This window comes from Methylomonas sp. PHL2-19 (assembly GCF_059331595.1).
In genome coordinates, this window is record NZ_CP196839.1 from 4,144,045 (window position 1) to 4,157,854 (window position 13,810).

17 protein-coding genes are annotated in these 13,810 nt (G+C 52.2%); 16 read left to right on the forward strand and 1 reads right to left on the reverse strand.

Translation table 11 applies throughout. From position 1 onward, the window contains the following. Positions 1-468: 468 nt before the first annotated feature. From ACR02O_RS19070 to ACR02O_RS19115, 10 genes are all read left to right on the forward strand, one after another. Positions 469-657 carry a hypothetical protein gene (locus tag ACR02O_RS19070; RefSeq protein ID WP_494522196.1) on the forward strand — a complete coding sequence of 63 codons (189 nt, stop codon included), beginning with the start codon at positions 469-471 and terminating at the stop codon, positions 655-657. A 204-nt stretch (positions 658-861) separates the two neighbouring features. Continuing rightward, positions 862-1,170, forward strand: coding sequence for a hypothetical protein (locus tag ACR02O_RS19075; protein WP_494522197.1), 309 nt, complete (start codon positions 862-864; stop codon positions 1,168-1,170). Positions 1,171-1,351: 181 nt separating this feature from the next. Beyond that, positions 1,352-1,525, forward strand: coding sequence for a hypothetical protein (locus ACR02O_RS19080; RefSeq protein WP_494522198.1), 174 nt, complete (start codon positions 1,352-1,354; stop codon positions 1,523-1,525). A gap of 129 nt (positions 1,526-1,654) precedes the next feature. Beyond that, a complete protein-coding gene (gene dusA, locus ACR02O_RS19085) occupies positions 1,655-2,659 on the forward strand; it encodes a tRNA dihydrouridine(20/20a) synthase DusA (protein ID WP_494522199.1) in 1,005 nt (334 codons plus the stop codon). Between the two features lie 39 nt (positions 2,660-2,698). After that, complete coding sequence (gene folE, locus ACR02O_RS19090) at positions 2,699-3,244, forward strand: GTP cyclohydrolase I FolE (protein WP_033158934.1); 546 nt, start codon at positions 2,699-2,701, stop codon at positions 3,242-3,244. A gap of 2 nt (positions 3,245-3,246) precedes the next feature. Then, entirely contained in the window at positions 3,247-4,230 is a 984-nt protein-coding gene (gene hemH / locus ACR02O_RS19095; RefSeq protein ID WP_494522200.1) for a ferrochelatase, read from the forward strand. Positions 4,231-4,262: 32 nt separating this feature from the next. Further along, positions 4,263-5,855: a MutS-related protein gene (locus ACR02O_RS19100; RefSeq protein ID WP_494522201.1), complete on the forward strand. Its 1,593-nt coding sequence runs from the start codon at positions 4,263-4,265 to the stop codon at positions 5,853-5,855. Next, a complete protein-coding gene (gene purT, locus ACR02O_RS19105) occupies positions 5,852-7,048 on the forward strand; it encodes a formate-dependent phosphoribosylglycinamide formyltransferase (RefSeq protein ID WP_494522202.1) in 1,197 nt (398 codons plus the stop codon). The genes ACR02O_RS19100 and purT overlap by 4 nt, the downstream gene beginning before the upstream one ends. Before the next feature lie 24 nt (positions 7,049-7,072). Beyond that, positions 7,073-7,648, forward strand: a complete 576-nt coding sequence (locus ACR02O_RS19110; protein ID WP_033158930.1) for a lytic transglycosylase domain-containing protein — start codon at positions 7,073-7,075, stop codon at positions 7,646-7,648. Then, positions 7,649-8,512 (forward strand): HDOD domain-containing protein, encoded by an 864-nt coding sequence (locus ACR02O_RS19115; RefSeq protein ID WP_494522203.1) that lies wholly within the window; start codon positions 7,649-7,651, stop codon positions 8,510-8,512. Positions 8,513-8,555: 43 nt separating this feature from the next. Here ACR02O_RS19115 and ACR02O_RS19120 read toward each other — a convergent pair whose 3' ends face one another. Beyond that, on the reverse strand, positions 8,556-9,134 hold the full coding sequence (locus ACR02O_RS19120; protein WP_494522204.1) for a Maf family protein: 579 nt from the start codon (positions 9,132-9,134) through the stop codon (positions 8,556-8,558). Positions 9,135-9,203: 69 nt separating this feature from the next. Here ACR02O_RS19120 and ACR02O_RS19125 point away from each other — a divergent pair, with 69 nt between their 5' ends. From ACR02O_RS19125 to fabG, 6 genes are all read left to right on the forward strand, one after another. Continuing rightward, positions 9,204-9,722 (forward strand): YceD family protein, encoded by a 519-nt coding sequence (locus ACR02O_RS19125; protein ID WP_494522205.1) that lies wholly within the window; start codon positions 9,204-9,206, stop codon positions 9,720-9,722. Between the two features lies 1 nt (position 9,723). Next, positions 9,724-9,906 carry a 50S ribosomal protein L32 gene (gene rpmF / locus ACR02O_RS19130; RefSeq protein ID WP_033158926.1) on the forward strand — a complete coding sequence of 61 codons (183 nt, stop codon included), beginning with the start codon at positions 9,724-9,726 and terminating at the stop codon, positions 9,904-9,906. Positions 9,907-10,116: 210 nt separating this feature from the next. Next, positions 10,117-11,145 carry a phosphate acyltransferase PlsX gene (gene plsX / locus ACR02O_RS19135; RefSeq protein WP_319962519.1) on the forward strand — a complete coding sequence of 343 codons (1,029 nt, stop codon included), beginning with the start codon at positions 10,117-10,119 and terminating at the stop codon, positions 11,143-11,145. Further along, positions 11,142-12,110 (forward strand): beta-ketoacyl-ACP synthase III, encoded by a 969-nt coding sequence (locus ACR02O_RS19140; protein ID WP_458138012.1) that lies wholly within the window; start codon positions 11,142-11,144, stop codon positions 12,108-12,110. Before plsX ends, ACR02O_RS19140 begins: the two co-directional genes overlap by 4 nt. A 2-nt stretch (positions 12,111-12,112) precedes the next feature. Then, positions 12,113-13,069, forward strand: a complete 957-nt coding sequence (fabD, locus tag ACR02O_RS19145; protein ID WP_458138013.1) for an ACP S-malonyltransferase — start codon at positions 12,113-12,115, stop codon at positions 13,067-13,069. Next, positions 13,062-13,790 (forward strand): 3-oxoacyl-ACP reductase FabG, encoded by a 729-nt coding sequence (gene fabG / locus ACR02O_RS19150; RefSeq protein ID WP_458138014.1) that lies wholly within the window; start codon positions 13,062-13,064, stop codon positions 13,788-13,790. The genes fabD and fabG overlap by 8 nt, the downstream gene beginning before the upstream one ends. Positions 13,791-13,810: the final 20 nt, after the last annotated feature.

Here is a 13,810-nt window from a genome sequence, read left to right on the forward strand (position 1 = left end):
TCGTCAAAACTTAAGTGCAGATCAAGCACCTGAGCAGCATCATTCAAGACAGAGGTAGATTTGATTAAACCCGCATTTGCCCGCCGATTACAAATCTTCGAGCCAGCGCTGGAGCTACCCCAGTAGCGACAGCCATTAACCTAAAAACTCATACCAACTTTAAACCTGCAAAAGCGTCTAACGCCCCTGAATCATCGACTGACGCTGACACCTTGTACGACATTTCGTAAGCGATACGATATTTAGTGCTGAAATCAACAATTTCTTGTGCATTTTTTCACTATTTTTCAGAATGATCAGCCCATAAAATAATGCATAAACAATTACCTAGAATAATTACGGCGCACCCGATTTTCTAGTGGCATTGGTTTTGCGATGTGTAGCGTAGCTCTGCAATTACAAAGAGCCGGATACCGAACAAACCCATAGCGCATTATTTTCACACATTCCGATTACGAGGCGATCACCATGAAAACATTCCAGCAGATTACTCGTTGCAAAAGGTGCGGCGACTTATTGTCAGCCCATGAAAAGTCACATACCGCCCACGAAGGCCTCTGTGCATTTTGCGCCCAGATGCGTAGTGAAGCACTGGAAATTCACCAAGAAATACATGCAAAAATCCGCGTGGCAAAAATTCACTTCAGATTGGTTTAAGCATGGCCTTGTTATAAGGCTGGCCGCGCCACAATGAAAGTTTGCCGATAACCATCGTAGGCTCGAGGCCACGTTCAACCGGATCGCGAAATGGCGTCGTTATTCAGCGCCTTAGCTGCCCACAGCAAACCGATTGGCGCGAATACCTGAAACATGCGCATCAGCTCGCTAAGTTTTTATAACCCCAACATAAGGAGACAAACTATGAATTCCGAAGACATCCTGAAAACGTGTATACGCGAACTGAAGCGCTGCGGCATAAGCTTCGTACTGATCATAATCGGCGTATTTCTGGCCACCCAAAACGCCCCCGCCGCAACCATGCCAAAACCCAAGCAATGCATAGGCAGCATGGAAACGATTAACGCACTTGCCTCTCGCCCCCTAAAACCCGGCACTCGTGCATTGGTCCAGCCGGTTAGCAACTCGCTCCATCAGTTTCATACCAAACAAACTTACAGTAAATGCGTTGGTAGCCTGGCCGAAAACAAAGCTAGCAAACAATACAAATGAGTGTTTTTCGGCAATCCGTATAATTTTGAATCGTCCGCGCGGACAACCCAGATAGCCATCCCGAATCCCAAGTCACTCGTCAAGGCGGCGTCAACACGGCACCAAGGCTTTTTTTGATCTATCTGCAACATTTAGATGAAAGGTGTTAACTTTTAGCTTCATCTAATAGCAGCGGGCCAATATGCATCCGACCAGCCTGACCAGAATCAAATGTGCGATTGTCTTTATCGTGTTTATGCTGTTTAGCATCGGCCCCATCCCGATTACCAGCAGCATCGGTTTATACGTAGTGATTTTCAGGCCGCGTTGGTTTAAAGAACTGACCAACAAAGTCTACGCCGATAAAGCAGACTGATATTCTCCTATCGCCTTCCTGCTTCAGCCTTCAGCACGGGCTGATTTCCTACTGCGGTTTTTATTCAGCCCGGCAAAGTATAATAAACTCACCAATTTGAATCCTGATTCCCAACCACCAGAACCACCCATGACCGCTGACCGCGACCATACCGCCCCCCAAGCTGACAAACACCTGGCCTACCGATTCTCAGTGGCCCCCATGCTGGATTGGACTGACCGACATTGTCGGTATTTCCACCGTACTTTATCCCATCATGCCTTGCTATACACGGAAATGGTCACCACTGGTGCCATCTTATATGGCAACCGCGACCGGCATTTACAGTTCAGCTCAGCAGAACACCCACTGGCTCTGCAACTGGGCGGCAGCAATCCTGCGGACCTAGCGGAATGCGCCAAAATCGCCGCCGACTATGGTTACGACGAGATCAATTTAAACGTCGGCTGTCCCAGTGATCGCGTGCAAAATGGCCGCTTTGGCGCCTGCTTAATGGCAGAACCCGAACTGGTAGCCGAATGCGTGGCAGCCATGCGCCAGGCAGTATCGATGCCGGTGACGGTGAAATCGCGGATTGGTATCGATGATCGCGATTCTTACGCAGAACTGACACACTTCATAAGCACTGTAGCGGCGGCCGGTTGCGAGACCTTTATCGTGCACGCCCGCAAAGCTTGGCTATCCGGGCTTTCACCAAAGCAAAATCGCGACGTACCGCCGCTACGTTATGATGTGGTGTTGCAATTGAAGCAAGATTTTCCTGCGCTTAATATAGTTATCAACGGCGGCATCGAATCCTTGGATAGCTCGCTGGATTTATTAGAGCAACTTGACGGCGTCATGCTAGGCCGGGAGGTTTATCACAATCCCTATCTACTAGCAGAAGTAGACCGGCGCTTGTTTAACGACGAGCATTCCATCCCGTCGCGGCAAGAAACGGTATTAGCCCTGTTGCCTTATATAGAGCAGCAATTACAACAAGGCGTGAGACTGCATTGCATCACACGACACATGCTGGGGCTGTTTCATGGGGTCGATGGCGCGCGGGCCTGGCGCCGGCATCTCAGCGAAAACGCCACCCGTTTTGGCGCCGGTAGCCAGGTGGTTTTGGACGCCTTAGAATTTACAGTTTGATGCTGTATACTCACGACATTTTTTTACTCGAGGGCGGCAATGGAAGAATATTTCTCCAAAATCATTCAAGCAATAGGCGAAGATGTGAATCGGGAAGGTTTGCGGGACACGCCGAAACGTGCCGCTAAAGCCTTCAAATTCCTGAATAACGGTTACGAAAAAACCCTGGAAGAAGTATTGAACGGCGCGATATTTGAAGCCGATACCGAAGACATGGTAATTGTAAAAGACATCGAGCTTTACTCTTTGTGCGAGCATCATTTATTGCCCTTTATTGGCAAATGCCACATCGGTTATTTGCCTAAAGGCAAAGTCTTGGGCTTGTCCAAACTGGCCCGTATCGTTGATATGTACGGTCGGCGGCTGCAAATTCAAGAACAATTGACTCGGCAAATCGCCAAAGCGGTGGAAACCGCCATCGACGCCCGCGGCGTAGCGGTAGTCATCGAAGCCAAGCACTTGTGCATGATGATGCGCGGCGTGGAAAAACAAAACTCGGTGATGACCACATCGGTCATGCTGGGTATCTTCAGAGAAGAAATCAGCACCCGTTCCGAATTCCTGAACCTGATCAATCGCAAGTAACCATGACTGAAACCGGCCAAAAAAAGATCGGGGTGTTACTGGTCAATCTGGGCTCGCCCGCCTCCCCAAAAACCGGCGACGTACGCCGCTTCCTGCGCGAATTTCTCGGCGACCCGCGGGTGGTCAATCTGCCCAGGCCCTTGTGGTGGCTGATCCTGAATTTGTTCGTGCTGCCGTTTCGCCCTAAAAAATCGGCGCATGCCTATCAATCGATCTGGACCGAGCAAGGCTCGCCCTTGATCGTATTCACCGAAAAGCTGACCGCCAAATTGCAAGGTTTTACCGGTGTAGACGACGCCGATTTAATCATTGATTGCGCGATGCGCTACGGCAAACCGGCCTTGCGGGAAAAATTGCAAAACTTTCAGAAGCAAGGTGTCCACGAAATCGTTATCCTGCCGCTCTATCCACAATATTCCTCCACCACGACCGCCTCGATTTTCGATGTGGTGGCCGAGGAATTTGTCAGTTGGCGGCACATGCCCGGCCTGCACTTCATCAGCGACTTTCATGAACACCCCAGTTACATCGAAGCCCTGGCGCAATCGGTGCGCCAGCATTGGCAAGCCAACGGCCAAGCGGAATTGCTGTTGCTGTCATTTCACGGCTTACCGGCCAAACTGACCGAATGGGGCGACCCCTATTTCTATCAATGCCAAACCACCGGTCGCCTGCTTGCCGAGCAATTAGGCCTCAAAGACCAACAATGGAAATTGGTATTTCAATCGCGCTTCGGCAAAGCCGAATGGCTGAAACCGTACTGCGTGGAAGTGTTGCAAGAACTACCGCAGCAAGGCGTCAAAAATGTCGACGTGATTTGTCCGGGATTCTCGGTAGACTGTCTGGAAACGCTGGAAGAGATCGCCATCGCCAACCAGGAGATTTTTCTGGAAGCCGGCGGCGAGACGTATCGTTATATTCCGTGTTTAAACGACAGCGACGCTCATGTCGAGGTGATGCTTGATTTAATCAAAACCGCGCACTGAATAAAGCGCGGCACATAAAAACCGGGGGTAATATGCAACAAAACATCTTACAAAGCTGGAACGACGAATGGCCGACAGTGCGCTCGAGCCACCCCTTGCCCACCGGTGAAGGCGTCATCGACCAAGGCGCGTTTAACACCATAGAAGTGGACGAACTGTTCGATTACGTCAACTACGCCAGCACCACCGCCGGTAAATCGGTGCTGTATCGTTCGCTAAGCCAACCCTTGGATAATCTGGAGACGATAGCCGCCAAACAAGCCGCAGTGCGGGAAATTCAAGACAATCCCGATGTCCGCGCCAACGTGGAAAACATTATCGCCAATGCCGCCGCGTCGGAAAACCGGCTTTACTTGTTATTGTTCGGCGAGTTTCTCGGCGGTTTCGGCACGGCTCGAGAGGATAATCAAATCGAAGGTTACGGCTACAAACAATACGTGCGTGGTGTGCGCGTGGTCTTGAATCTGGTCGGTGCGATCTACAACTCCGGCAAGCCGCAAAGCCCTTATCTGCAAAGCGTGTTCGAGAAAATCGGCAATTTTTCGCACAGTAACGAATATTCGTTGATGGTCGGCCCGGTCTACAACAGCGAAAAAGGCCTGCAAAGCAAAGAAGAGCGCAAAAACTCCTTCTCACCGGCGACGATTTTCCGCCCCACCCTGTTCAAACCGATGTTGATCGCTCTACTGATCGCCGCCATCTGGGGCTTGATGCAGATTTTCCCAACCGATATGTTCCAGGTCACCCGTGACGGTTTGTCGGTGGCTTCGGTGTTTTTCCTGCCCTTAGCCTTGGCTTATATTCCGGTCATTGGCGGCTACGATAGAGACAACTGCATCATACCCCTGCGTAACATTTATAAAAATTCGCAGGCGCTCGGCGATATGCTGGACGGCCTGGGACAGTTGGATGAGTTATTGGCTTTTATTAAATACGCCGAAGACTTCGGCAGCGAAATGGTGCTGCCGGAACTGAACGCCGGCGAACGTCACACTATCAAATTGGTCGCGGCAAAAAATCCGGTACTGGGCCAGAAAAATCCCGCCTACGTCGGCAACGATTTCAGCATGGACGACGAACGTCTGGTGTGCGTGACCGGCCCCAACAGCGGCGGCAAAACCGCATTTTGCAAAACCATCACGCAAATTCAATTGTTGGCGCAGATCGGTTGTTTCGTGCCGGCTCAGGCTGCCAATTTAAGCGTGGCGGACCGCATTTTCTATCAATGCCCGGAGATCAGCCATCTCGATGACGGCGAAGGCCGTTTCGGTACGGAATTGAAACGTACCCGCGATATTTTCTTGGCCAGCAGCGCAAAAAGCTTGGTGGTGCTTGACGAAATGGCGGAAGGCACTACTTTTGAAGAGAAGATGCAGTCGTCTATCGACGTGCTGGACGGTTTTTACCGCAAAGGTAACAGTACTATTTTGATTACCCACAACCATCAATTGGTGGATGAATTCGTGAAACGAAAAATCGCCGTGCCTAAACAAGTGGAATTTGCCGACGACTTGCCAACTTTTAAATTGATCGCCGGCATTTCCAGAGTCAGCCACGCCGACCGGGTCGCGAAGAAAATTGGTTTCTCCAAACAAGACATTGATAACTATTTAGCAAAATCATGAAAATCGGCACCCCTGACAGCGGCAGCGCCACCAAAGCTTTATTGCTGGGCAGCGGCGAATTAGGCAAAGAAATCGCCATTTCGCTGCAACGCTATGGCGTGGAAGTCATTGCGGTTGACCGCTATGCCGGCGCCCCGGCCATGCAAGTGGCGCATCGCAGCCACGTGATTGATATGACCGACGCAACAGCAGTAAAAACCCTGATTGCCCGCGAACAGCCGCATTACATCATCCCCGAAATCGAAGCGATTGCCACCGAGGCCTTAGCGGAGATTGAAGCTCAAGGTGAAACCACTATTGTCCCTAATGCTAGGGCGATTCAATTGACTATGAATCGTGAAGGCATCCGCGAGCTGGCAGCCGCTGAACTAGGTCTACCGACATCGAAATACGCTTTTGCCGAAACCTTCGAGCAATTGAAAGCCGCAGTTGATAGCGGCATAGGCTACCCCTGCTTTATCAAGCCAACGATGTCGTCTTCCGGCAAAGGCCAGTCCATGGTAAAAAGCGCGGACCAATTACAAGCCGCCTGGGATTACGCCATGGCCGGCGGGCGGGCCGATACGGGTAAGGTGATCGTCGAAGCGAAGATCGATTTTGATTTTGAAATCACCTTACTCACCGTGCGCGCCCTGAACAGCGACGGCCAAGTAAAAACTTATTTCTGCGAACCGATCGGCCATCGCCAGGAGAACGGCGACTACCGGGAAAGCTGGCAACCACAGGCGATGAGCAGCAAGGCCATTGAGTTATCTCAGCAAATCGCCGATAAAGTCACCACAGCGTTAGGTGGATTAGGTTTATTTGGTGTGGAATTATTCATCGCCGGCGATCAAGTCTGGTTTAGCGAAGTCAGCCCCAGACCGCACGACACCGGCATGGTGACGATGGCCAGCCAGCGGCAGAGCGAATTTGATTTGCATACCCGCGCCATTCTTGGCCTGCCGGTCAACACGGCGCTAGATAAAACCGCCGCCAGCGCGGTGATTTTAGGTGGCATAGACGCCAAAGCCGTGAGCTATGCAGGCTTGGCACAAGCATTGGCGGTCGCAGACACCGACATTCGCCTGTTCGGCAAACCGGAGGCTTTCGTGTCAAGGCGCATGGGTGTGGCGCTCGCCACGGCCGACAACGTCAATGATGCTCGCGCTAAAGCGTTACAGGCCGCCAGCCTAATTCGTGTGACTGAATGAGTCCAATCGGTAAAAGGTGACGCGATGAAACCCCTGTTGATTGCCACACTATCGATAGCGCTCATCACCGATGCGGGGGCCGACATTTTTAAATACACCGATCCTAGCGGTCGGGTGTATTACACCGACGAACCGAAAAAGGGCTTTGATTACCGCTTGATCATTCGCACCCGACCGCGTACTTATAAACACGACCTAAAGTTCATGTCGGGCAACAAGCTCAAGTTCAACGACTTAGTCGCCAAGGCCGCGGCCAAACATCAAATGGACCCAAAACTGCTGCACGCGGTGATTCAAGCCGAATCGGCCTATAACCCCAATGCGGTGTCCTCGGCCGGCGCGGTGGGCTTGATGCAGTTAATGCCGGATACCGCGCGCCGCTATGGCGTGACCGACCGGCGCGATGCCGAACAGAATGTCGATGGCGGCACCCGCTACTTGAAAGATTTACTGGCGATGTTCAACTCCAATCTAACCTTGGCGGTAGCCGGTTATAATGCCGGCGAAGGCGCGGTGATGAAATACAATAATAGCGTGCCGCCCTATCCCGAAACCCGTAATTATGTGCAGCACGTCATGGCGCTGTATCGGAAGAGTTAATTGAAAGCCGCTGCCATCAAGCAATTGATTGCCGGCTCGACCGAACTATTCTCCCTGCCCGACATTTATTTCCAACTCAGCGAGATGATCCGCGACCCGCGTTTCTCGTTGGCCGACATCGGCAAGGTTATCGCCAAGGATCCGGCGCTGAGTGCGCGCTTATTACGTGTGGTGAATAGCCCTTTCTACGGCTTTCAAGCCAAAATCGACACCATTTCCCGCGCCGTTACCGTAATAGGCATCGACGACTTGAGCAACCTGGTATTGGCAACCACGGTCGTTGATCGCTTTGGAAAAATCCCCGGCGAACTGATCGACATGACCTCGTTTTGGATGCGCAGCATTCATTGCGCGGTGATTGCGCGGCTGCTGGCAAAAGCCAGCGCCGTGCTGCATACCGAAAGACTGTTTCTGGCCGGCCTTTTACACGACATAGGCTCACTGATACTCAGTCAAAAAATGCCCGAGCAATATCTAAGCGTATTGCTTGCCGCAGACCACAACCGCGCTTTGTTGGCCGGTTTCGAACAAGAACTGATTGGTTTCACTCATGCTGAGGTCGGCGGGGAATTACTAAAAATCTGGGGCTTACCGGAATCCCTCTACGAAACCATAGGCTGTTATCTGAACCCGGCCGATGCGCAAATACACAAACTGGACGCGCATTTGCTGCATATGGCGGCGCGCTTGGTCGATAGCGGCCAACAAGCTGATGGCTTGGAAATAGCCGTAGCGGAATTTTCTAACCAATCGTTAACGCTGGTGCGTCTGACACGAGAGCAAACCATCTCGATAATGGAGCAGGTGGAAGAGGAGTTTTTGCAGATGTTTGAATTACTCGGACCGAACAAAAAATTTCACTAAACGGTACTGGCAAGCATTTTCTGCTACCGTAAGTCACGGTAAATCAGAGAATATTGACCCCAAACTTGTCGAGTAAAGCCACCAATTTTATCAAGGGCAACCCTACTAATGCATTGGGGTCCTCGCCGACAATTTTACTAAATAGCGCAATCCCTAAACCCTCGGATTTGAAGCTGCCGGCACAGTCGAAGGGCCGATCCAAATCAATGTATTTTTCAATCTGCGACGAGGTTAGCGTTTTGAAGTGCACACTACAAACATCCATATCGCTCAGGTGCCGGCCCGATACGCTATTAAAAACGCAGACTCCAGTATAAAATTGCACGGTCCGGCCGGATTGCTTGGCAAGTTGTTGAATTGCCGCGTCGCGCCCGCCGGGTTTTCCCAATATCTCTTGGTCCAGCACGGCAACCTGATCGGAACCGATGATTAAATGATTAGGGTACGTTTTGCCGACTTCTTCAGCCTTCGCCAGCGATAATCTGCGCACCAAAGCATCGGGCGATTCGCCGGCTTGCGGGCTCTCATCGACGTCACTGCTGCAACTTAAAAAAGCAAGACCCAGTTTTTCCAACAACTGGCAACGGTATTTCGAACTCGAAGCAAGGACTATGGCGGTCATCGGCTAGGTAGTGGTTTGAGTCGGTGTGCGTTTGACGCAACAGTTAGTTATCTGTATCATTGTACAGTTATGTCAGACAAGTTTCCCGACCTTATCGATCCCTTATTATTCGCCGAAAGACGCGGCGCGTTTTCCGGGGATATAAAAATCGCTGCGCTCGAGCGCTTGTCTGGTAGCGTGATCGATCATGGTGGCAGCGTTAGCGCCAAGATCGAATTTGGTAAGGAAGGTAAACGCATTGTCGTTGCCGGCCATATCGAGGGTGTTGTGGAATTGGTGTGTCAGTCTTGTTTGCAAGCACTGGCCTGGCCGCTGAATATCGATTTTAAATTGGCTGTTGTTGCTTCGCTACAGGAAGCAAAGCAACTGGACGATTGCGAACCGCTATTGCTGGACGGCGACACCGTATCGTTAAACGCCGTGATCGAAGACGAAATCCTGCTGGCATTGCCCGACTACCCTCGGCATGAACACGATTGTCTCGCCCACAACCGTTCGGAAGATGCCGATTACAGCGCAACAGATAGTCAGACTAAGGCTAACAACCCTTTTTCTGTTTTAGCAAAACTTAAAAAAACTGGAGATTGAAATGGCAGTACAAAAGAGCAAAGTATCGCGTTCCAGACGCGGTCAACGTCGTTCACACGATGCATTAGTCGGTAAAACCCTGTCTCAGGATCCGTTGACCGGCGAAACCCATCTGCGTCACCACATGACGCCGGACGGTTTCTTCAAAGGCCGTCAAATCATTGCCGGCAACGACGAAGATTAATCGTTTTAAACTGCCATAGGCCGACTCGTAACTCATTCGCAAATCGAGTCGAGCAGCCCTTAGTCAAAGACGGGCCGCAAGCATCGCGTTTTCCCGCGCAATCGTCAGCACGACGGGCAGTAATATTTGATTTATTGATAGTCTCTGAGTAAGCCAACACGTCGCTGGACAGCTGTTGGCTCCTTTCAACTTCTGGAGTTAGTCCTAAGCGTGAGCTCAACTCTCTCAATTGATGCCATGGGCGGGGATTTCGGTCCTCAAGTGACCGTACCTGCTTCACTGGCCTGTTTACGAAAAAGTCCGGACTTAAATCTGATCATGGTGGGCGATGAGGCGGTTCTTGGTAACCTGCTATCCCAAGCGCTGGTCGAGTTCAAAGGTCGGATCAGTATTCAACACGCCTCGCAAGTCGTCGAGATGGACGAAGCGCCGCAAAAAGCCTTGAAGAACAAAAAAGATTCTTCCATGCGCGTGGCGATAAATCTGGTACAGGAAGGCAAGGCCGACGCCTGTGTCAGCGCAGGTAACACCGGCGCATTAATGGCAACAGCCCGTTTCGTACTGAAAATGATTCCCGGCATCGAACGCCCGGCGATTATTTCCACACTACCGTCTACTTTCGGCCACACCCACATGCTCGATTTAGGCGCCAATGTCGATTCCAGCGCCGAACAACTCTACCAATTTGCCGTCATGGGCGAAGAAGTGGTCAAGGCCGTGGAAAAAATCGAACGCCCTCGTATCGGTTTGTTGAACATCGGCGAAGAAGACATGAAAGGCAACGAACAAGTCAAAGCCGCCGCTAAATTGCTGGAAAGCTCCGGACTGAATTACATCGGTTACGTGGAAGGCAATTCGATTAACGCCGGCAGCGTCAAAGTCGATTTAATCGTCTCGGACGGTTTCGTCGGCAACATCGCCCTAAAATCTATCGAAGGCGCGGCGAAAATGATAGGCAGCAAACTGAAAGACAGTTTTTCGCAAAACTGGCTGACCAAATTAGCCGGATTGATCGCGTATCCTGTTCTGAAACGCTTCAAAGACAGTATAGACCCGCGCCTCTACAATGGCGCCAGTTTCATCGGCCTACGCGGCTTGGTGATCAAAAGCCACGGCGGCGCCGACGCTCTGGCTTTCGAAACCGCCATTCATCTGGCGGAAGTCGAAGTCGCACAGGGCCTTATTCGTAAAATCAGCGAAAAACTAGAACTCGCGCTGGCCCAAAAGGTTGATGAATGACACGCTGGACTCATGTTATCGGTACGGGCGGCTATCTGCCCGAAACCATCCGCACCAATGACGATATATCCGCCACGGTGGACACATCCGACAGCTGGATCTACGAAAGAACCGGTATCAAAAGCCGCCGCATAGCCGGTCCCGACGAAACCGCTTCCAGCATGGCGGAAATCGCCGCCAGACAAGCCATTGACGCAGCCGGAATTGCAGCTGACGAGATCGACATGATCATCGTCGCCACCGGCACACCGGATCGCGTCTATCCCAGTACGGCCTGCCTGTTGCAGGAACGCCTGGGCATCAAGCAATGCGTCGGTTTCGATATTCAGGCCGCCTGCTCGGGTTCCGTTTATGGGCTCAGCATCGCCGATCAATACTTGAAAACCGGTTTTGCCAAAAATGTGTTAGTGGTCGGAACGGAAATTTGCTCGCGTATCGTCGATTGGACCGACCGCGGCACTTGTATTCTGTTCGGCGACGGTGCCGGCGCGATTTTGCTGACCTCCAGCGATAAGCCGGGCATCTTGTCCACGCATATCCACTCCGACGGCGGCTACGAAGATTTATTATATTGCCCCAATCCTCAGGTTGCGGCAGTCGCCAAACAAAACGAAGCCGCCTACATCAGCATGCGCGGCAACGAAGTATTCAAGGTGGCAGTCAACACGCTGGGTCGCATCGTCGATGAAACCTTGGAAGCCAACGGCTTGCAGCAAAGCGACATCGATTGGCTGGTGCCGCATCAGGCCAATACGCGCATCATCGCCGCCACCGCCAAAAAGCTGGGCATGTCCATGGATCAAGTGATTCTGACCCTGGAGAACCAGGGTAACACCTCCTCCGCCTCCGTGTTACTGGCGTTTAACGAAGGCGTGCGCGACGGCCGTATTCAACGCGGACAAACCGTATTAATGGAAGCTTTTGGAGCCGGTTTTACCTGGGGTTCCGCATTAATCAGGTACTAAACATGACGACGATAGAACAAAGTTACAATCTGGCATTCGTATTTCCCGGACAAGGCTCACAAGCTGTCGGCATGCTGGGCACGCTGGCCGCCGCCAACCCATTGGTCAAGCAGACTTTCGAACAAGCTTCCGACGTGCTGGGTTTCGATCTGTGGAATATGGTCGCCAACGGCCCGGACACCGACTTAAATCAAACCCATAACACCCAGCCGGCGATGCTGGCGGCCGGCGTTGCGGTGTGGCGGGCGTGGTGCGAAAAAACCGACATCAAACCCGCCTGGATGGCCGGCCATAGCTTGGGTGAATACACCGCCCTGGTCTGTTCCGGTGCGCTGGGTTATGAAGACGCCATTCGCCTGGTCGCCGAGCGCGGCCGCCTGATGCAGGAAGCGGTACCAGCCGGAAAAGGCGCGATGGCGGCTATTCTGGGCCTGGAAGATCATCAAGTCGTTAACACCTGTGCCGAAGTCTCCAATGGCGAAATCGTTGCGGCCGCCAATTTCAATGCCCCAGGCCAAGTGGTGATTGCGGGCGAAACCGCCGCAGTGGAAAGAGCGATGGAAGCCTTAAAAGCGCTGGGCGCCAAACGTGCATTAAAACTACCGGTTAGCGTGCCGTCCCACTGCGCATTGATGGAAGCGGCTTCCGACAAATTAAACGAAATATTGCAAAGCCTTAACGTCGAGATGCCCAATAGCACGCTGATCCACAACGCCGACGTCAAATCGCACGGCTCGCCGGAAGTGATTCGCTACGCGCTAAAAGAACAATTGTTCAAACCAGTGCGGTGGGTGGAAAGCGTCAAATTCATGCACGAACAAGGCGTCACCGCTTTTGTTGAATGCGGGCCCGGCAAAGTATTAGTCGGTTTAAACAAACGCATAGCGCCTGATGCAACGCATTACACCATTTACGACCCCGAAACCATTGACAACGTTGTGGAGCAACTCCGTGGATAAAAAACTCGCCATTGTTACCGGCGCCAGCCGCGGCATAGGCCGGGCCATTGCCGAAAAATTAGTCGCCGACGGCTTTTTTGTGGTCGGCACCGCCACCTCCGATAGCGGCGCTGAGGCTATTTCCGCTTATCTGGGCGACAACGGCAAAGGCTACAAATTAAACGTCGCCGACGCTGCCGACATCGACAGCTTTATCAAAACCACCGGCGACGCTTACGGCACACCGGCAGTACTGGTCAACAACGCCGGCATCACTCGCGACAACCTGTTGATGCGGATGAAAGACGAGGAATGGGACGACATCATCAGCACCAATCTGACTTCGATCTTCCGGATGAGCAAAGCCGTCTTGCGCGGCATGATGAAAGTCCGTTACGGCCGCATCATCAATATTTCCTCGGTGGTCGGCTCCACCGGCAACGCCGGCCAAGCCAACTACGCGGCAGCCAAAGCCGGCATGATCGGCTTTGCCAAATCCATGGCCAAAGAAGCGGGTTCACGCGGCATTACCGTCAATACGGTCTCGCCGGGCTTTATCGATACCGACATGACCAAGGAACTGTCGGAAGACATCAAGAATGCACTGCTGGGTTCAATTGCGCTGGGCCGCTTGGGTCAGCCGGAAGAAATTGCCCATGCCGTATCGTTCCTGGCCTCCGAACAAGCTTCCTACATCACCGGCGAAACGCTGCATGTGAATGGCGGCATGTATATGCCGTAAAGCCCGGCACATTGCTTCAA

Coding starts and splice junctions, on each gene's coding strand:
- rpmF (WP_033158926.1), top strand. CDS start 9,724: ATGGCAGTACAAAAGAGCAAAGTATCGCGTTCCAGACGCGGTCAACGT.
- ACR02O_RS19080 (WP_494522198.1), top strand. CDS start 1,352: ATGCATCCGACCAGCCTGACCAGAATCAAATGTGCGATTGTCTTTATC.
- ACR02O_RS19140 (WP_458138012.1), top strand. CDS start 11,142: ATGACACGCTGGACTCATGTTATCGGTACGGGCGGCTATCTGCCCGAA.
- folE (WP_033158934.1), top strand. CDS start 2,699: ATGGAAGAATATTTCTCCAAAATCATTCAAGCAATAGGCGAAGATGTG.
- ACR02O_RS19075 (WP_494522197.1), top strand. CDS start 862: ATGAATTCCGAAGACATCCTGAAAACGTGTATACGCGAACTGAAGCGC.
- dusA (WP_494522199.1), top strand. CDS start 1,655: ATGACCGCTGACCGCGACCATACCGCCCCCCAAGCTGACAAACACCTG.
- ACR02O_RS19070 (WP_494522196.1), top strand. CDS start 469: ATGAAAACATTCCAGCAGATTACTCGTTGCAAAAGGTGCGGCGACTTA.
- ACR02O_RS19120 (WP_494522204.1), bottom strand. CDS start 9,134: ATGACCGCCATAGTCCTTGCTTCGAGTTCGAAATACCGTTGCCAGTTG.
- ACR02O_RS19100 (WP_494522201.1), top strand. CDS start 4,263: ATGCAACAAAACATCTTACAAAGCTGGAACGACGAATGGCCGACAGTG.
- fabD (WP_458138013.1), top strand. CDS start 12,113: ATGACGACGATAGAACAAAGTTACAATCTGGCATTCGTATTTCCCGGA.
- hemH (WP_494522200.1), top strand. CDS start 3,247: ATGACTGAAACCGGCCAAAAAAAGATCGGGGTGTTACTGGTCAATCTG.
- ACR02O_RS19110 (WP_033158930.1), top strand. CDS start 7,073: ATGAAACCCCTGTTGATTGCCACACTATCGATAGCGCTCATCACCGAT.
- purT (WP_494522202.1), top strand. CDS start 5,852: ATGAAAATCGGCACCCCTGACAGCGGCAGCGCCACCAAAGCTTTATTG.
- ACR02O_RS19125 (WP_494522205.1), top strand. CDS start 9,204: ATGTCAGACAAGTTTCCCGACCTTATCGATCCCTTATTATTCGCCGAA.